At 37.6% G+C, this 17,160-nt stretch carries 20 protein-coding genes and 1 tRNA gene; 16 read left to right on the plus strand and 5 right to left on the minus strand.

Annotated features, from left to right (window positions below):
- The first annotated feature begins 1 nt into the window (after position 1).
- Positions 2-1,246: a homoserine dehydrogenase gene (locus OQ268_RS07895; protein ID WP_265855575.1), complete on the plus strand. Its 1,245-nt coding sequence runs from the start codon at positions 2-4 to the stop codon at positions 1,244-1,246.
- Between the two features lie 87 nt (positions 1,247-1,333).
- Here the strand turns inward: OQ268_RS07895 and OQ268_RS07900 are convergent, their stop codons facing one another.
- The gene (locus OQ268_RS07900) at positions 1,334-2,104 is read right to left on the minus strand and encodes a queuosine precursor transporter (RefSeq protein WP_265855576.1); all 771 of its coding nucleotides are present in this window, start codon (positions 2,102-2,104) and stop codon (positions 1,334-1,336) included.
- Between the two features lie 163 nt (positions 2,105-2,267).
- Between OQ268_RS07900 and OQ268_RS07905 the strand changes: the two genes are divergently transcribed.
- From OQ268_RS07905 to OQ268_RS07940, 8 genes are all read left to right on the plus strand, one after another.
- Complete coding sequence (locus OQ268_RS07905; RefSeq protein WP_265855577.1) at positions 2,268-3,494, plus strand: multidrug effflux MFS transporter; 1,227 nt, start codon at positions 2,268-2,270, stop codon at positions 3,492-3,494.
- Positions 3,495-3,789: 295 nt separating this feature from the next.
- Positions 3,790-4,935 carry a methionine aminotransferase gene (locus tag OQ268_RS07910; RefSeq protein ID WP_265855578.1) on the plus strand — a complete coding sequence of 382 codons (1,146 nt, stop codon included), beginning with the start codon at positions 3,790-3,792 and terminating at the stop codon, positions 4,933-4,935.
- Between the two features lie 22 nt (positions 4,936-4,957).
- Positions 4,958-5,761: a nitrilase family protein gene (locus tag OQ268_RS07915; RefSeq protein WP_265855579.1), complete on the plus strand. Its 804-nt coding sequence runs from the start codon at positions 4,958-4,960 to the stop codon at positions 5,759-5,761.
- 57 nt (positions 5,762-5,818) lie between these two features.
- Complete coding sequence (locus OQ268_RS07920) at positions 5,819-6,850, plus strand: N(4)-(beta-N-acetylglucosaminyl)-L-asparaginase (protein ID WP_265855580.1); 1,032 nt, start codon at positions 5,819-5,821, stop codon at positions 6,848-6,850.
- 32 nt (positions 6,851-6,882) lie between these two features.
- Entirely contained in the window at positions 6,883-7,659 is a 777-nt protein-coding gene (locus tag OQ268_RS07925) for a copper homeostasis protein CutC (protein WP_265855581.1), read from the plus strand.
- Positions 7,660-7,757: 98 nt separating this feature from the next.
- Positions 7,758-8,267, plus strand: coding sequence for a hypothetical protein (locus OQ268_RS07930; RefSeq protein ID WP_265855582.1), 510 nt, complete (start codon positions 7,758-7,760; stop codon positions 8,265-8,267).
- 104 nt (positions 8,268-8,371) lie between these two features.
- Positions 8,372-8,896, plus strand: coding sequence for a hypothetical protein (locus OQ268_RS07935; RefSeq protein ID WP_265855583.1), 525 nt, complete (start codon positions 8,372-8,374; stop codon positions 8,894-8,896).
- Position 8,897: 1 nt separating this feature from the next.
- Complete coding sequence (locus OQ268_RS07940; protein ID WP_265855584.1) at positions 8,898-9,653, plus strand: CPBP family intramembrane glutamic endopeptidase; 756 nt, start codon at positions 8,898-8,900, stop codon at positions 9,651-9,653.
- Between the two features lie 11 nt (positions 9,654-9,664).
- On the opposite strand, the gene OQ268_RS07945 is transcribed toward OQ268_RS07940, so the two are convergent.
- From OQ268_RS07945 to OQ268_RS07955, 3 genes are all read right to left on the minus strand, one after another.
- A complete protein-coding gene (locus OQ268_RS07945) occupies positions 9,665-10,051 on the minus strand; it encodes a DUF983 domain-containing protein (RefSeq protein WP_265855585.1) in 387 nt (128 codons plus the stop codon).
- Positions 10,052-10,160: 109 nt separating this feature from the next.
- Complete coding sequence (locus tag OQ268_RS07950) at positions 10,161-10,742, minus strand: Crp/Fnr family transcriptional regulator (protein ID WP_265855586.1); 582 nt, start codon at positions 10,740-10,742, stop codon at positions 10,161-10,163.
- 8 nt (positions 10,743-10,750) lie between these two features.
- Entirely contained in the window at positions 10,751-11,737 is a 987-nt protein-coding gene (locus tag OQ268_RS07955) for a D-alanine--D-alanine ligase (protein ID WP_265855587.1), read from the minus strand.
- A 213-nt stretch (positions 11,738-11,950) separates the two neighbouring features.
- Here OQ268_RS07955 and OQ268_RS07960 point away from each other — a divergent pair, with 213 nt between their 5' ends.
- The 5 genes from OQ268_RS07960 to OQ268_RS07980 all read left to right on the plus strand — a co-directional run bounded on the left by OQ268_RS07960 (position 11,951) and on the right by OQ268_RS07980 (position 15,385).
- Entirely contained in the window at positions 11,951-12,721 is a 771-nt protein-coding gene (locus OQ268_RS07960; protein WP_265855588.1) for a PASTA domain-containing protein, read from the plus strand.
- 17 nt (positions 12,722-12,738) lie between these two features.
- Positions 12,739-13,794: an endolytic transglycosylase MltG gene (gene mltG / locus OQ268_RS07965; protein WP_265855589.1), complete on the plus strand. Its 1,056-nt coding sequence runs from the start codon at positions 12,739-12,741 to the stop codon at positions 13,792-13,794.
- Positions 13,794-14,207 (plus strand): acyl-CoA thioesterase, encoded by a 414-nt coding sequence (locus OQ268_RS07970; RefSeq protein ID WP_265855590.1) that lies wholly within the window; start codon positions 13,794-13,796, stop codon positions 14,205-14,207. The genes mltG and OQ268_RS07970 overlap by 1 nt, the downstream gene beginning before the upstream one ends.
- 9 nt (positions 14,208-14,216) lie before the next feature.
- Positions 14,217-15,206 carry a YihY/virulence factor BrkB family protein gene (locus OQ268_RS07975; RefSeq protein ID WP_265855591.1) on the plus strand — a complete coding sequence of 330 codons (990 nt, stop codon included), beginning with the start codon at positions 14,217-14,219 and terminating at the stop codon, positions 15,204-15,206.
- A gap of 94 nt (positions 15,207-15,300) precedes the next feature.
- Positions 15,301-15,385, plus strand: a tRNA-Ser gene (locus OQ268_RS07980).
- 217 nt (positions 15,386-15,602) lie between these two features.
- Here the strand turns inward: OQ268_RS07980 and OQ268_RS07985 are convergent.
- Positions 15,603-15,812, minus strand: a complete 210-nt coding sequence (locus OQ268_RS07985; protein WP_265855592.1) for a coproporphyrinogen III oxidase — start codon at positions 15,810-15,812, stop codon at positions 15,603-15,605.
- Between the two features lie 159 nt (positions 15,813-15,971).
- On the opposite strand from OQ268_RS07985, the gene OQ268_RS07990 reads away from it, so the two are divergent.
- Together OQ268_RS07990 and OQ268_RS07995 are read left to right on the plus strand one after the other, a co-directional pair.
- Entirely contained in the window at positions 15,972-16,457 is a 486-nt protein-coding gene (locus OQ268_RS07990; protein WP_265855593.1) for a DUF4442 domain-containing protein, read from the plus strand.
- A 9-nt stretch (positions 16,458-16,466) separates the two neighbouring features.
- On the plus strand, positions 16,467-17,096 hold the full coding sequence (locus OQ268_RS07995) for an AlbA family DNA-binding domain-containing protein (RefSeq protein WP_265855595.1): 630 nt from the start codon (positions 16,467-16,469) through the stop codon (positions 17,094-17,096).
- Positions 17,097-17,160: the final 64 nt, after the last annotated feature.

Consider the following 17,160-nt stretch of genomic DNA (forward strand, 5'->3'; position numbering starts at 1 on the left):
CATGAGTAAAAATTTAAAAATTGGTTTATTTGGTTTTGGCGTAGTAGGCCAAGGATTGCTTGACATTATTCAAAGTCAAAACCTGAACCTCGAGATAATTAAAATTGCAATTAAAGATCCTAGGAAAAAGAGAACGTTAAATCAAGATCTTTTCACCACGGATAAAAATGAGATTTTAGAGAACACGGAAATCAACACTGTTGTGGAGTTAATCAACGATGCGGATGCCGCCTATGATATTGTAACCACTGCTTTAAAAAATGGTAAAAATGTAGTATCAGCGAACAAGAAAATGATTGCCAGCCATTTAAAAGAACTGGTAGCGTTACAGCAACAATATGGAACATCGTTACTTTACGAAGGCGCAGTTTGTGGTAGTATTCCAATTATAAGAAACCTGGAAGAATACTACGATAATGAGCTTTTCCATGCGTTAAGTGGCATTTTCAATGGTTCATCTAATTATATTCTATCTAAAGTATTTAATGAAAATCAGAGTTACGATGCGGCTCTTAAAGAGGCACAGCATTTGGGCTTTGCAGAAACCGATCCTATTTTGGACGTTGGTGGATACGACCCCAAATATAAACTGGCTATTGCTACGGCACATGCATACGGACTTTTTGTCAACCCGGATATGATTTTAAATATTGGCATCCAGAACCTTTCACAACACGACATTAGATACGCTCGAGAGAAGAATTTAAAAATTAAGCTGGTGCCCACCGCTAGAAAAGTAAATACCAAGGATGTGGTTACTTACGTTTTACCGAAATTGGTTGCCAAAGACGATTTTTTATATAACGTAGAAAACGAATACAATGCAGTTACTGTCCAAGCAGCTTTTGCAGACAAACAGTTTTTCTTTGGAAAGGGTGCGGGCGGTCATCCGACAGGCGCTGCAGTGCTTTCTGATATTGCTGCGCTAAGATATGACTACCGTTATGAGTACAAAAAATATCATTCTGGTAACGGGGTTAAGCACACAGAAAACATCCTACTCGAGATATACCTCCGTTATTCGGACGAGGATTTGGTCGAACTGCTTGCATTTGATCACATTAGCGAACGTTATGCCGCAAGTGAATATAAATATGTAATTGGTACGGTTGAATTAGAGAATTTAATTAGAAACAGAGACCTTTTGCTTGATGAGCGTGTTTTTATTGCTTACACTGGCAGGCAGATTTACAAGCAAGAACAGTTCGAGAGTAATACATATGCTGAAGCATTAGCAGAGAACTAAGCTATTGGAAAATATTTTTTATTTGTTTTGTTGTTAAGCATAAAGGTCGGAGCGATTCCGACCTTTTGTGTTAGCAATCTTTTAGGCCTATCCTCTTCCAGCCATTTCCATGAGTTTTCTGGCGAGTTCTTTACCAAGATATCCGTCGATAATAGCATGAACGATGTACAGAATGGGTGTCAGTAATATAGCCACGACAAATTTGTAGGTATAACCGACTAAACCAATAGCAAATACCATCTGCCAACTGTAATCATAATTTGGATTGATGTAAAATGCAATAAAAATAACAACGAAGCTGTCGATGAATTGAGACACTAACGTTGAACCCGTTGCACGCAACCAAAGCGCCCCTTCACCAGTAATCTTCTTTATTCGATGGAAAATATACGCGTCTAAAACCTGCCCTACAATAAAAGCAGTAATTGAGCCTACAATAATCCACATCCCTTGCCCAAAAATGGCATCGAACGCATCCACCATATTTAAATTACGACCATTAACCTTGTTCATAACCCAGAAGTCTGAGGCAGTAAGGTGGATGGCGCCCCACACAACCAGAAATGCAAATGCAATTAAAACTGCAGTAAGAACAGATAAAAAACGCACCTGCTTTAAGCCGAAGTATTCATTAATGATATCCGTCATCACAAAAATGATTGGCCATGTTAACACGCCTGCAGACATATTGAATGAAAGATGAGGAACACCAAACAGGTTAATGTCGAACTTTTTAAAACCCAGGGTTTCCTCTACGCTGAATAATTTTACACCAATAAATTCGGAGAGTATTGCATTAGCCACAAAGAAACTTCCTAAAATAAGGAGTAAGCGGCTTTCTTTTGTTTTAAAGGTCATAGTGCATAAATCTAGAAATAATCTTTTTCACATTTATCTGCAACGAAAATATTTTATCACTTATGCCAAATAGCTTTTTATATTTTACATTCGTTCGACTAAGCGGTTAGGTTTAGCGCATAAATCTCACAATCTTTGCGCCTCTAATAAAATGGGTAACCTGATGGCAAAAAAACAACACTTCTTTTTGATATTGATATTGGGCTCTTTGGCCGCCTTGGGTCCATTTTCCATTGATATGTATTTGCCCGGCTTTGTAGATATCGCTACAGATTTACACAGTACTGAATCTACTGTGGCCTTATCATTATCAAGTTTCTTTATTGGTATTTCGTTTGGCCAATTGCTTTACGGCCCTTTGTTAGATAAATATGGCCGCAAAAAGCCACTTTATTTTGGTTTAGTACTCTATATTGTGTCGTCGTTTCTTTGCCTAGCAGTTACTGATGTTAATCAGCTTATTGTGTTAAGATTTGTACAGGCAATTGGAAGTTGTGCTACCGCCGTAGCATCGATCGCTATGGTGCGAGACTTATTTTCAGTGGAAGAAAGTCCGAAAGTTTTTGCCTCCTTAATGCTGGTTATTGCAGTTTCGCCAATGCTGGCACCAACGGCTGGCGGGTATTTAATTTCTGCATTGGGCTGGAAATATGTATTTGTTTTTTTAGCGATTATGGCCACTTTAATGCTTTTGGCAACTATTTTTAAGTTACCAGAAAGCTATCAGCCAGATCCAAATTATTCGTTAAAACCCAAGCCCATTTTAAGAAACTTTTTTGTAGTGTTAAGAGAGCCCCAATTTTTAACCTATGCTTTAATAAGTGCAATCACTTTTTCTGGTTTGTTTGCCTATGTGTCTTCATCTCCAACTGTGTTTATGAAAATATACGAGGTTAATAAGACAGGCTACGGGTGGATTTTTGCTTTGCTTTCCGTTTCATTTATCGGATCCAGCCAATTAAACAGTTTTATTTTACGTTGGTTTAGTAGTAAGCAAATTGTGAACTGGGCATTGCTTGCCCAGTGCGTGGTAAGTTTCATATTTTTAATTTTTGCATTGAATGGTTGGTTGAGCCTATACCCCACCATATTGTTTATTGCATTGTTTTTATGCTGTTTAGGTTTCATCAATCCAAATGCCTCAGCCTTGGCATTGGCACCTTTTACCAAGAACGCAGGAAGTGCATCAGCATTGATGGGTGCTTTGCAAATGGGTTTGGGTGCGCTTGCGTCGGTTATTGTGAGTTTGTTTAGCGAAACTACAGTTGTACCAATGCCTCTTGTAATGGCTTCGGCAGCCGCCATAGCCTTAATCTGTCTGATTGTAGGGAGTCGAGTAATAAAAAAAGAGATAAAGGCCGAAACAACAGGAACAATTGTTGCACACTAAATTCATCAATAGCGCCTCAGCATAAAAGCAACTTGCTATTAAAGCAGCCTTATTAAACAGTTCATTTTTATTTACAGATGGAACCGGCGAACTAGATCTTGCTGTAAATATTTTGATTGGCCGTGCCACCTAAACCTAATGGAAACGGCAGCCCCGAAACGAAGTGTAGGGCTATAGTGTACAGTAGGGCTATCCATTAATTGTTGGTACCAACATTGCTTTCCTAAATATTAAAACGGGATGGATAAGTCGATCTACCTTCTTTCGGTCTTTTTTTACTATTTTCGCTAAGATCATGTTAAGTATACCATCTAAACTTCCAGGCGTAGGTACAACCATTTTTTCGGTAATGTCTAAGCTTGCAACAGAATACCAGGCTATCAATTTATCTCAAGGTTTCCCAGATTACGCATGCGATCCGAAATTAGTTGAGCTGGTTACGCGGGCTATGACAGACGGCTTTAACCAATATGCGCCGATGCCGGGCAACACTTTGCTAAAGGAAACCATTTCTGAAAAAGTGAATCAGTTGTACAAAGTAAAATACAACAGTGATACAGAAATTACCATTACAGCAGGTGGAACCCAAGCTATTTTTACTGCGCTGGCTGCCGTAATAAATTCGGGCGATGAGGTGATTATTTTTGAGCCCGCTTACGATTGCTATGCTCCTACGGTAAAACTTTTGGGTGGCTTAGTTAAAACGTACGAGTTGGCGCCACCAAACTATGCCATTGATTGGGATATGGTAAAAAAGCTATTTACTTCCAGCACAAGGATGATCATCCTAAATACTCCGCAAAATCCGACCGGAAGTATCTTAACTGATGATGACATGAAGGCCTTAACAAAGCTGGTAAGCGGTACTGATATCTTGATTTTAAGTGATGAGGTTTACGAACATTTGATCTATGACGGAGAACAACATCGGAGTGTGATGCTTTACGAGGAGCTACGCGAAAGGAGCTTTATCATAGCGTCTTTCGGTAAACTGCTCCATGCTACAGGATGGAAAGTTGGGTATTGTCTGGCGCCAGAACATTTGACCAAAGAATTTAGAAAGGTACACCAATTTAATGTTTTCAGCGTTAATAGTCCGATGCAGGAAGCTATTGCAAACTATCTTTCAGAACCGAGCAACTATATGGGTTTAGCAAATTTCTTCCAAAATAAGCGAGACTATTTTCAGTCGTTACTTAGCGGAAGTAGATTTGAGTTATTGCCCTGCAAAGGTTCATATTTTCAATGTGCCAGTTACCAGAATATTAGTGATGAAAAAGATACTGATTTTACCATGCGTTTGATAAAAGAGTTTGGCGTAGCTGCAATACCAATATCTGCATTCTACCAAAAATCTACTGATTATGGTATCATTAGGTTTTGTTTTGCCAAAGAGGATGAAACCCTTGCCCTGGCTGCCGAAAAATTAAGAAATGTTTAACTAACATGTAATACAATCACAGATGGAAACACCAGTTTACACCCAAATAGAAAACCTGAAGATAACTGTTTTCCAGGCTTACCTATTCTGGGAAAATGTAGAAAAAAATCTGCAAAACCTAGCCTTGCGATTATCCATGGGTGTTAGGGAAAAAACCGATGTAATTGTTTTACCAGAGATGTTCAACAGCGGTTTTAGTATGAATGCCGAGGGCTTGGCCGAGGAAATGGGTGGGTTTACGATGCAGTGGATGCAAAAGATTGCATATCAATATAACTGTATCGTTACCGGGAGTTTAATTATTAAAGAAAACGGAAATTTTTACAATCGCCTGGTGTGGATGGACCAGGACGGGACCTGTAAATATTATGATAAACGCCATTTATTTGGTCTTGGTGATGAGGATAAAAATTTCACCCAAGGAAACGATAAACTCATTGTCGAATTGAAGGGCTGGAAAATTAGATTAGCCGTATGCTATGATTTGCGTTTCCCGGTTTGGTTAAGAAATGTGAATGAGGAATATGACATGTTGCTTTTGGTGGCGAGCTGGCCTGATAAGCGTTCGGCGCATTGGAAAGCCCTGATTCCTGCAAGGGCAATAGAGAACCAGAGCTATGTTGTAGCGGTAAACCGTGTGGGGCATGATGGAAACCAAATTTACCATAGCGGGCACTCCATGTGCATTGATCCTTATGGCAACACTGTATACTATAAACCTGAAGACGAAGATTTATACACTTTCAGCATTAATTACGAGGAACTAGTTAAAATTCGCAGGCAATTTCCTTTTTTACGGGATGCCGACCAATTTAACATTCAGTAGAATATATACAAAAATTAATTATAAGCCAGTACACGAAACATAAAGAATTACTAAAACATGTTTAACCGCCGCAAATTTATAAAAGCCTCTGCCCTCTCTGCTACAGTTTTAGCAATAAGTAAATCTGGTTTTGCTGAAATGCCAATGAGCAAACCTGCTGTTGGCAGTTTACCTATTGTAATCTCGACCTGGGATTTCGGTATTGCTGCCAATGCAGATGCATGGAAAGTTTTGGCTAAAGGTGGTACAGCTTTAGATGCAGTAGAGCAAGGCGTTTGGGTTCCGGAAGCTGACGAGAAAAACCAAACAGTGGGTTACGGCGGGTTGCCTGATCGAGATGGCAGGGTAACCTTGGATGCGTGCATTATGGATGACAAAGGAAACTGCGGAGCCGTGCTTGCCCTTGAACATATTAAGCACCCTATTTCGGTAGCAAGAAAAGTGATGGAAAAGACCCCTCATGTTATGCTTGCTGGAGATGGAGCATTACAATTTGCACTAGAGCAGGGTTTTAAGAAGGAGAACTTATTAACTCCAGCCAGCGAAAAGGCCTGGAAAACTTGGCTAAAAAGTGCCAAGTATGAGCCTGTTATGAATATTGAAAACAAGCTTTATGATAAGGCAGCTCCTCAAAAACTTCCTGGTAACCAGTATAATCATGATACCATAGGGATGTTGGCAATAGATGCCAAAGGTAATATTTCTGGTGCATGCACCACTAGCGGCATGGCCTATAAGCTCCATGGAAGAATTGGTGATAGCCCAATTATTGGTGCTGGTTTATTTGTAGATAATGAGGTTGGGGGGGCTACATCAACAGGCGTTGGTGAAGAGGTAGTGAGAAATGTTGGTTCATTTTTGGTGGTGGAGTTAATGAGACAAGGATACAGCCCAGAAGCGGCATGTAAAGAAGCGGTAATGCGCATCATTAAAAAGAAACCAGAAACAGCTAAGGATATACAGGTAGGTTTCTTGGCTATCAATAAAAAAGGCGAGTATGGTGCCTATGCCATACAGAAGGGGTTTAGCTTTGCGGTTTGCAATGCAGATAAACAAGATTTACTTATAAAAGGCAAAAGTTATTATTAATAGTTCATCCAAAGATACTTCGAGGTAAATTAATGAATTTGAGCGGAAGTGTTACAAGTAGCACATTAACAAATAACATTGACTTAGAAATCTGTGCAAATGGATATGAGTCTGCCTGGATAGCCCAACAGGGTGGCGCAACTCGGGTGGAACTTTGCAATAACCTGGCCGAAGGTGGCACTACCCCTAGCTACGCTCAAATTTCTTTAACTAAAAAGCATTTGAACATAGAAGTCTGGCCGATTATTAGACCCAGAGGTGGCGATTTCCTTTACAATGATTTAGAGCTAAACTTAATGAAGGAGGATATAAAAATCTGCAAATCATTAAATTGCGATGGGATAGTTATCGGATTGTTACGCCAGGATGGTACCATCGACATTGAAGGTTGTAAAATCCTGATTGATCTCGCTTCTCCACTTCCGGTTGCCTTTCACCGTGCTTTCGATATGACTAACGACATGGAACAGGCCCTGGAAGATTTAATATCCCTAGGAATAGTACGCGTACTCTCCTCAGGAGGCGAAACCTCGGCTTTAGCGGGTGTAGATAAATTAGCCAGGTTGATAGAAAAAGCCAAAGGTAGAATAGCCGTTATGCCAGGTGCTGGAATTAATGCAAATAATATCAAAATAATAATGAAAAATACCGGTGCAATGAATTTTCATGCATCCGCTAAAGATTTTGTACCCAGCAAAATGCGGTATCGCAACACAAGCACCAAAATGGGCACTGTAACAGACGAATATCAACATGAATTGACATCTCTGGAACAGGTTAAAGCTATTGTTGAGGCTATCACTTCCTAAATCACTGTTTGGATATCAACTAAATAACTAAATCATTACACAATTAGCATTCATTTTTTTCTGGTTATTTTTTACATTTAAGAAATTTTCGCTCAAAGATGAATCAAATCGCAGAAGAAAATTGCAGTTACTGCAACATCACCTGTTCAACAAATGACTTTGTATGTAAACATTGTGGGTATCCGATACATGGTACTGAAAAAGAACAAAAAACATTTATTGTACAAAAACGAAATCTCGAATTAGATATTGAAGACAATGAGCGGAGTGTTAATTTCGTAACAAATCTTTTTCTCATCACGGCTGGCGGCTGGCTAGTAATTACATTATTTTATTTTTTCTCCAATAGACACCCCGATGAGGCATATCAAATATTGTTTAAGGGGGCACTTAGGTTAGAAATATATTTCAGCCTGGCACTTTGGAGCAAGTATCATCCCTTGCCTAGTTTTATTGTGGGATTATTGGTTTATTTCATCTTTCCCATGTCAGGAACAATTTTCGAATTAATTCTTGTTATATATTATATCGCCAAAGGCATTAGCGCAAGTTTGAAGATTATAAAGTTAAAAGCAGCACTTTATTATAGAAACAGCTATTTGGTATGAACTAGTATTGATATCTTAAGAAACAACTGGAAAAGTAGCTAACGCTTTCGGTACGATTGCAAATGTTAAAATTAGATTTTATCTTTAAAAAATTATCGCTCAGTATGGAACTAACACAAAATACAAACTGCAATTACTGCTATAAACCATTTACAACAGCCGACATATTTTGCAACAGCTGTGGTTACCCAATTCAAGGTACAGATGTGGAGCAAAAAACTTTTATTGTTCAAAAAAGCCACACGGAAGTAGATATAAGAGAGTTAGAAGCCAAGGTTGGTTCAGCACGAAACTCTCTTTATTGGATTGGCGGAATTACTGCTATCTGGACAGCAATCAACTTTTTTACCACTAGTGATGGGAATGAAGCATTTGCGTTATTAATCACTAATGTAATTTTAGTGGGTGGATTTTTGTCCCTAGCGGCCTGGAGTAAAACCAAACCTGCAGCTGCCTTGATATCTGGCCTGTCTCTTTACATTGTTATCCAGATTTTAAATTTTATTGTAGCACCTGCATCTATTTTTTCTGGGATTATCTTCAAGATTATCATCATTGGTTACCTGATCAATGGAATAAAAGCGGTGTTAGATATCGAAAAATTAAAGAAAGAAAACGAGATAAAATAACTTGGAAGGAGAACTACATCCGATTAAAACCTGCAATAGTTGTCAGTCGGAGATTGCCGAAAGTTATAAATTCTGTAACATCTGTGGCGAAATCCAATTGCAAACTTGCAAAGTAGAATACCATTCCAAATGGTTGAGCTTAAAGCAAGTTGCGTTATTTTTCGTTACCCAGATTGTGATTTGCCTTTTGCCCCTCGCAGTCGAGCAAGATGACATCGAGTCCTCCTTATTGCTTGATACGCTATCTGCAATTGTTTGCTTAATTTTTTTCGGATACAATTGGAGAGAAAATTGCAAGGTCTTAAGCTGGCCGAGTTTTTCATTAAAGAAGGTTGTCTTCTATAGTTTCATCGCCATTCTTGCGTCGCTTGCAGTCCAATACATTGTCGGTAAGCTAAATGTAGTCATTTTTCAAAAGGAACAATCTTACTACGATACATTCGAATATCATCCATACGGAAAATATTTAATGGTGCTATCTATCGCAATCTTTCCAGCGGTTTTTGAAGAACTTGCGTTTAGAGGCTTCGTTCTTCAAAAACTTTTGAAGGTGGTAGATAGACAGCAAGCTGTTTACATTACATCCGTGCTGTTTTTCATCATTCACTTTAGTTTGATATCCGTATTTTGGTTACTACCCTTTGCGTTAGTTCTTGGATTTATAAGACTTAGAGAGAATACCATTTGGTACAGTATTATCATTCATTTTCTTTTTAACTTAACAGCTTGTCTGAATGAGGTTTACAACGTTTTTTAAGTTGACTGCTACTAAATTTTTGGTTTATAATGCAGCCCCGGGGTTAAATAGTGGAGTAAAATTACCCTCGAATAGCGATAATTAAATGGCGAACATAGAAAAACGCCAATGATTATTATTGTAGTAAAATACCAAAGGTTCTCGTAAATTAATTCCAATCCAAAAAGATAAGATGCAATTGAAATGGTTATAATTTCCGCTACATTCATTGCATAACTTACAAACATAGAAACATAATAGAATCCGGGTTCACGCTCGAATTTTAAGTTACATACCGGGCAATGGATATTTGTTTTCTGCAATTTAAAGGCATACGCATTTCCCTCAAAAATATCTCCCTTTCTGCACCTTGGACACTTGCATTTTATAAATGCTTGAAATTTTGAAAGCTCTTCCATATTATTGTTTATTTGAATACAAAAATACATCGAAGAAATATGGTTTTTTATGATCTAAATCATAGCGATGATCATAATGATATAAGCATGGCTTTAAAAGGTTGAGAGCTTAAGTGCGAACTATTTTACCATTTTCGATAGTAATTAGCCCTTGCTTCGCTAACGCTTTTACGCCCCTAATTACGGTTTCTACTCTCAATCCTGTCATGTCCGCAAGTTCTTTACGAGTTGTCTTTAAGCTTTCGCCAGCTGCTAAATCATTCAGCAAATATTTAATAAGCGTGAGGAGTATGTGTTCTGCCCTTTCGTTTGCAAGTTCTTCAAGCATCATTGATTTATAAAAAAGTCTGTTGCTTAAAGTTTGGATCAATGTAATACTAAAGCCAGGAGTGTTTTCGATAAGTTGGAAAAATTGCGCCCGGGTTGCCAGGATTAGTTCTGCGCTTTCATTAACAATGGTGTATGCTAAATAACGTCTATTTACAATTATTGCAGGCTCTCCGAAATATTGTCCGGCCTTAAAAATTCCTTGTATAAATTCTTTGCCATCCTCGCTTATGGTAACCATTCTTACCTCGCCAGTTACGATAAAATATACATATTTCGGCAATGTACCTGCACGATAGACCACATCATTTTTTGCGAACTTTTTAGTCTTAAAACCATCGTTAATCAGGTTTTCGAAATTCATGGCATAATTTATCCTAATGTTTCTTTCATTAAATCGGTATAGAAAGCTTTTAATGTAGTACCCATGGCAGCTACTTGTTGTGGAATAAAACTAGTTGCTGTCTGGCCTGGAATAGTGTTGATTTCTATGAAATAAAAATTGCCGGTTTCATGCTCAAGGAAATAATCAATTCTTACTATCCCTCTGCAATTAAGCTTAGTGTAAACGTCTTTAATAATTTGATGTACCCTAGAATATTCTTCATCGCTCATTTCGCCAGGCGTAATTTCATGTGTAGCACCTGGCGTATATTTTGCGTCGAAATCAAAGAATTCATTTTGAGTGATTACTTCTGTTGTTGGTAATACAATCACTTCCCCTTTTGACCCAAAAGCTCCAATCGAAAATTCACGGCCACTTACAAATTCCTCGATTAACACTTGGCTATCCTCGTTAAAAGCCTTTTCGAGTGCATTCTCCAGTTCATCAGCATGTTTTACTTTGCTCATGCCGATACTGCTTCCTCCACTATTTGGCTTAACAAAGTAAGGCAATCTCAAATCTTTCCTTATCTTATTAATATCGTAGTTTCCATTCTTAAATATCTGGACAGATTTCGCAGTGAATAAATTATCTATTCCATTAACAATTGCCTTAGTGTAACCTTTATTCATGGTAATTGATGAAGTTAAAGCATCGCAGGTTGTGTAAGGGATATTCAGCATATCAAAATAGCCTTGCAATTTACCGTCCTCTCCTGGAGATCCGTGAATAGCGATAAATACACCATCAAACTTGATCTTCCGGCCTTCTAAAAGAATGGAAAAATCGTTTTTATCAATTTCTATTTTAACAGAGTCTGCAGGCTCGTAAAACCATCCTTTATCATTAAGCATAATTTTATACACATCATAAAGATTTGTATCGATGTTTTGAGCAATTGTAGCAGCACTTTTTACTGAAACAACCCATTCGCCTGTGGTGCCGCCTGTTAACAATGCTATAGTTTTCTTCATTTTTAGATGGTAATTATAAATAGAAACGTATTGTAAATATATCCTCAAAAATATAAATATCTTTGCGCAAAGTTTAATTTTTAGAAATAGATTTGTTTACAGAACGAAACAGCAATATGGTGTGATTATTGTGAAAGGTGTGCAAAGCCTAATCAATAGCACATTAATTTAGCTACTTTTGATCTGCATCCATAACCCCACAAATTAAGATTGATGTCTAAATTTATAGAATATTTAAAAACGAAATCATTTAGATCGAATTTGCTAGCAGCATTCTTAACTGTTGTAGTATTATTACTCATCGCCTTTTTTAGCTTAAGGTATTATACTAAACATGGCCAGGGTCTTAATGTGCCTGTTGTTAAAGGCCTGTCGTTTGAACAGGCAGTTAAAAAATTGGAGGATGCTGGTTTAAAATATGAAGTTGATTCTGTATTTATTATGGATCAGCCTGCCGGGATGGTAATCGATCAGGATCCGGATCCGAACACCTTCGTTAAAGATAATCGGACAGTTTACCTCACCATAAATGCTGGAAAAACGCCGAATACCAAGTTTCCTGACATTACGTTTAAAACATTGAGAGAGGCACAAGCCATTATTGAAAGTTCGAGATTAAAATTGGGTGATACTACCTATAAGCCAGATGTAAGCAGAGACGTTGTTCTCGAAGCTTCTTTTGGCGGGCAGCAGATAAAACCGGGCGATATCATTCCGGTGGGATCCAGAATCAACCTTGTTTTAGGAGATGGAAGAGGAAATGAAGAAGTTGATGTACCGCAATTAGTTGGCTTAACCGTTGATGAAGCAAAGTTTAGTTTACGTGGATCTAACCTGGCGTTAGGTACCATTATCTACGAAGGCATTATTACCGATAGTGCCAACGCAGTAATTACCAAACAAGACCCTATGCCATTAGACTCGCTGGCAAAAGTTGCTATTGGCACCAGAATTAACATTACATTATCAAACAAAGAACAATAAATACGAATTCCGTAAAAATGATTGAGAAAGAAAAACAGCGTATGAGTAGCGGTAAAAGAATTGCACTCGTGGCTTTTGCTATAATAGTTCTGGTAGGCGGTTATATTGCCTTAAACTTTTACAAGATATACTTCGCCCCTAATGTTACCGAAAATCAAAAATATCTATATATTAAAACTGGTAGCGATTATAATCAGTTGATTGCCACATTAACTGAAAAATCCATTTTAAAAAGTGAATCATCATTCGCTAAAGCGGCTGAGAAAATGAATCTGACAAATACGGTTAAACCGGGCCGTTACCGTCTAAAAAAAGGTATGACGAATCGGGCTCTAATCAATTTAATTAAAGCTGGTAATCAAGAACCGGTAAAATTGAAATTTCAAAACATCCGTAAAAAGGAGAACTTTGCCGCTTACTTGGCCAGTAACCTGGAGGCCGATTCTCTGCAATTTATTGGCGTATTGGATTCAACCGCTCTTCTTTCTAAATATGGTTTCAACCAGGACAATGTTTATGCGATGTTTATTCCCAATACATACGAAATGTATTGGAACGTAACACCAATAGCATTTTTTGAGCGCATGCACCAGGAATATGATAAATTTTGGAACACTGGGCGTAAACAAAAAGCAGCAAGTTTGAATCTTAGTCCGGCACAGGTTTACACTTTGGCTTCTATTGTTGATGCAGAAGCACTTTATGATAAGGAAATGCCCATTATTGCAGGCTTGTATTTAAACAGATTGAACAAGGGAATTCTGCTACAGGCCGACCCGACGGTAATTTATGCTAATAATGATTTTACGGTAAAGAGAGTCACGAATAAATTATTGCAAGTACAGTCGCTTTACAACACTTACAAATATGCTGGCTTGCCGCCGGGTCCTATTATGATGCCGAGTATTAGCGCTATTGATGCGGTATTAAACCACGACAACAATAATTATATCTACATGTGTGCCAAGGAAGATTTCTCTGGCTACCATAATTTCGCCGAAACAAAGGCTCAACACGAAATTAATGCGAAAAAATATCGCGACGCATTAAATAAGAAAAACATCTTCAGGTAATGTTCATACACGAAACAAAAGTGCGGGTACGCTATTCAGAAACAGATCAAATGGGTATAGTTCACCATGCAAACTATGCACTTTATTATGAAATTGCCCGAACTGAATGCTTTGAAGCTTGCTCCGGAATTACTTATCAATCGATGGAAGAAGACGGGGTAATGTTGCCGCTATTAGAGTTACAATCGAAATTCTTGAAGCCTGCGCTTTACAATCAGCTGCTAACAGTAAAATGCATCGTAAAAGAAATGCCAACTGTGAGACTAACAGTATCATATGAGATTTATAACGAACAGGAAGCACTTATTAATATTGGTTATACCACACTAGTTTTTGTAGATAAACATACACGCAGACCTTGCCATCCACCTGCTAAATTCATGGATGGCGTTAGAAAATATTTTCCAGCATAAAATTATAAAATGGAATGGTTACATAGGCAATTATTACATCTTAAACTTTATTTGAGATTTATTGAGTGGACAAAAAAGTGCGTTCTACCGGGCTTTAGCCCTCTGCCCTTGTATACCGTTGCTACTTTCTTTTTTAGGGAGATAGGTAAAGACACGCTAGTGAATAAAGCTTCATCATTGGCCTACAGTTTTATGCTCGCCATTTTCCCTGGAATAATTTTCCTGTTTACACTTATCCCGTTTATCCCCATTGATGGTTTCCAAGATCAGCTATTAAACTTTATAGAATTAGTCTTGCCTCATAATGCGTACGAAGCATTCGAATCTACACTGAAGGATATCGTAAAAAATCAAAACACCGGCTTATTGTCTTTTGGTTTCTTGTCGGCTATTTTCTTCGCTACCAATGGTGTTACTAATTTAATGAAGGCATTTAATCGATCATCATTAATAGTTGAAACACGGAGTTGGTTTAAGCAGCGATTAATTGCGTTTGTATTAACAACGATTATTTGTTTTTCTATCATTGCGTGTATCAGCGCTATGGCACTCGGCACAATTCTCCTAACTTACATTAAAGATGAATTGCATTTAAAAGATACCTTATCTGTTTACGCCATACAGATTACACGCTGGGCACTTTTAGCAATATTATATTTTATTACCATATCAATACTTTACCGATACGGACCATCGCATACAAAAAAGTGGAAACTTTTTAGCGCCGGGTCTTGGCTGGCTACAATTTTAGCATTTTTGACTATTTGGGGCTTTTCATTCTATATTAACCATTTTGCATCCTATAATAAAGTTTACGGATCTATTGGTACCCTCATTGTTATCATGATTTGGCTATACTTAAACTCGTTAATTTTGCTGATTGGTTTCGAACTTAATGCAAGTGTTGATGTGAGCAAAAGAAGCGTAAAAATCATCAGACCTACATTTAATCTATTTAAAAAAACAGAACCTAGCGATAGAAACCTCCTGAGGAAATAATCTTTAATGCTCTATATTAAGTATTTACCAACTTTATAAAAAAAAATCGACATCAGAGTTTGCAGAATTAAGGGGAGTTTGTACTTTTGCCTCCGGAAAGCTGGCAGAGTGGTCGAATGCGGCAGTCTTGAAAACTGTTGACTGTAATAGGTCCGGGGGTTCGAATCCCTCGCTTTCCGCATCAACACTCCCGATTAAACTGAGTCTAAGTTTAGCAAATTCAAAAATACTTTCGTTACAAATATGAGCTTGATAGCAAATCGAGCTCATATTTTTTTTAAAATGCAGATTTCAGGCACTTCCTTGTTATTCATATTTCATTTTGATCAATAACAAAAAGCCCTGAAAAGTATATTTAACTTTTCAGGGCTTTTATTTTTTTTGGATTGATAATTCCTACATTGGAGGCATTTTCTTTGTCGTATCTGGTGGCATCGTTTTAGATGTGTCAGCCGGCATAGTACGTGTTGTATCCATTGGAGCAGTAGTTGTAGAATCCATCATTGTGCTGTCTGATGAGCCAGCCATGTTCTTCGACGAATTGCATGCTGAAGTGGCAATCATAATTGTGCCAGCAAAAGCAAGACTTAAAATTATTTTTTTCATAGGTTTTTTATTGTTTTTCTTTATCACTAACAAAAAGATTTAGATTTGGTTTTAAATTTTGTATCGGTGCTTAAATTTTGTGTCACTTTCAAGCAAGCAAATAAAACACGGAGCCATTTTAACTTTCAAAAGCCGTAAAACTTTCCCATATTAGCAACTATGGTAATTTCTCAGAACACGCTAAAATGGGCGATGCGTTTTTATCCACCGTTATTTTTTCAACGCATTTGGGTGCAAAAATTTGAGGGTGATTTTAGAAGCTGCACAGTTAAAATAAGCAGAAGTTTTTTAAACCGGAATTACAATGGATCTATCTTTGGTGGTACCATTTATGCTGCTACAGATCCCTTTTATGCCATACTATTCGATCAGCTAATGCAGCGAAGGGGTTTCAAAGTTCGCGTTTGGCTTAAAAGCGCTTCTATTCAATATCTAAAACCCGGACGTTCTAGCTTGTATTTTACCATAAAATTAACTGATGAAATGATAGATGAAGCAGAAATTGCATTAAATACTGTGGGTAAGTTTGTAAAAGCTTACCCAATGGAAATTACCAACCAAGCAGGTGAGCTATGTGCAACTGTTATGAATGAAGTATATATCAGAAATTTACACAAGGGCGAAACACCACGTGTTGCTTACTAATTTATAATTATGCCGAGTATTAAGAGTTTGATTTTGCAGGGTGAAGGCGTTCGCTTGGATTTTAAGAAAACAATTACCAACGTTGAAAAGATCGCTAAAAGTTTAGTGGCATTTGCAAATAACAAGGGGGGGCAGCTGCTTATTGGCGTGGCAGATGATGGCACTATAAAAGGCGTGAAATCTGAGGAAGAAGAAAAATACATGATCCTGACTTCAGCACACCAATTTTGTAAACCAGCTGTCGAACCTTCTTTCGAAGAAATTTATGTTGATGAAAAACTCGTGCTCGTTGTAAATATCCCTGAAAGTAACACCAAGCCGCATTATGCATTAGATCAACAGAAAAAATGGTGGGCTTACATCCGTATCGATGACAAAAGTGTACTGGCTAGCAAGATTATTATTGAGGTTTTAAAGCAGTCAAGTAAAGAATCAGGTGTGCTCATCTCCTATTCTGAGAATGAAAAAAAACTTTTGCAATATTTAGATGATCATCAATCTATCACTTTGAAAGATTTTAGCAAACTTTTAAGATGTTCATACAGGAAGGCGCAGAAAATATTGGTCAACCTTATTTTAACTAACGTAATAAGGGCTCATACTTCTGAGAAAGAAGAGTTTTTTACAGCAGTAAAATAGCAAATTAATTACCTCAAGATTTCCCTGTTCAAAAGCACTTGATTAAGAGGTAAAAATAGCGACC

Origin of the sequence: Pedobacter sandarakinus (assembly GCF_026240095.1) — a bacterium.
Classification (GTDB): Bacteria; Bacteroidota; Bacteroidia; order Sphingobacteriales; family Sphingobacteriaceae; genus Pedobacter; species Pedobacter sandarakinus.

Coding starts and splice junctions, on each gene's coding strand:
- OQ268_RS07895 (WP_265855575.1), top strand. CDS start 2: ATGAGTAAAAATTTAAAAATTGGTTTATTTGGTTTTGGCGTAGTAGGC.
- OQ268_RS07900 (WP_265855576.1), bottom strand. CDS start 2,104: ATGACCTTTAAAACAAAAGAAAGCCGCTTACTCCTTATTTTAGGAAGT.
- OQ268_RS07905 (WP_265855577.1), top strand. CDS start 2,268: ATGGCAAAAAAACAACACTTCTTTTTGATATTGATATTGGGCTCTTTG.
- OQ268_RS07910 (WP_265855578.1), top strand. CDS start 3,790: ATGTTAAGTATACCATCTAAACTTCCAGGCGTAGGTACAACCATTTTT.
- OQ268_RS07915 (WP_265855579.1), top strand. CDS start 4,958: ATGGAAACACCAGTTTACACCCAAATAGAAAACCTGAAGATAACTGTT.
- OQ268_RS07920 (WP_265855580.1), top strand. CDS start 5,819: ATGTTTAACCGCCGCAAATTTATAAAAGCCTCTGCCCTCTCTGCTACA.
- OQ268_RS07925 (WP_265855581.1), top strand. CDS start 6,883: ATGAATTTGAGCGGAAGTGTTACAAGTAGCACATTAACAAATAACATT.
- OQ268_RS07930 (WP_265855582.1), top strand. CDS start 7,758: ATGAATCAAATCGCAGAAGAAAATTGCAGTTACTGCAACATCACCTGT.
- OQ268_RS07935 (WP_265855583.1), top strand. CDS start 8,372: ATGGAACTAACACAAAATACAAACTGCAATTACTGCTATAAACCATTT.
- OQ268_RS07945 (WP_265855585.1), bottom strand. CDS start 10,051: ATGGAAGAGCTTTCAAAATTTCAAGCATTTATAAAATGCAAGTGTCCA.
- OQ268_RS07950 (WP_265855586.1), bottom strand. CDS start 10,742: ATGAATTTCGAAAACCTGATTAACGATGGTTTTAAGACTAAAAAGTTC.
- OQ268_RS07955 (WP_265855587.1), bottom strand. CDS start 11,737: ATGAAGAAAACTATAGCATTGTTAACAGGCGGCACCACAGGCGAATGG.
- OQ268_RS07960 (WP_265855588.1), top strand. CDS start 11,951: ATGTCTAAATTTATAGAATATTTAAAAACGAAATCATTTAGATCGAAT.
- mltG (WP_265855589.1), top strand. CDS start 12,739: ATGATTGAGAAAGAAAAACAGCGTATGAGTAGCGGTAAAAGAATTGCA.
- OQ268_RS07970 (WP_265855590.1), top strand. CDS start 13,794: ATGTTCATACACGAAACAAAAGTGCGGGTACGCTATTCAGAAACAGAT.
- OQ268_RS07975 (WP_265855591.1), top strand. CDS start 14,217: ATGGAATGGTTACATAGGCAATTATTACATCTTAAACTTTATTTGAGA.
- OQ268_RS07985 (WP_265855592.1), bottom strand. CDS start 15,812: ATGAAAAAAATAATTTTAAGTCTTGCTTTTGCTGGCACAATTATGATT.
- OQ268_RS07990 (WP_265855593.1), top strand. CDS start 15,972: ATGGTAATTTCTCAGAACACGCTAAAATGGGCGATGCGTTTTTATCCA.
- OQ268_RS07995 (WP_265855595.1), top strand. CDS start 16,467: ATGCCGAGTATTAAGAGTTTGATTTTGCAGGGTGAAGGCGTTCGCTTG.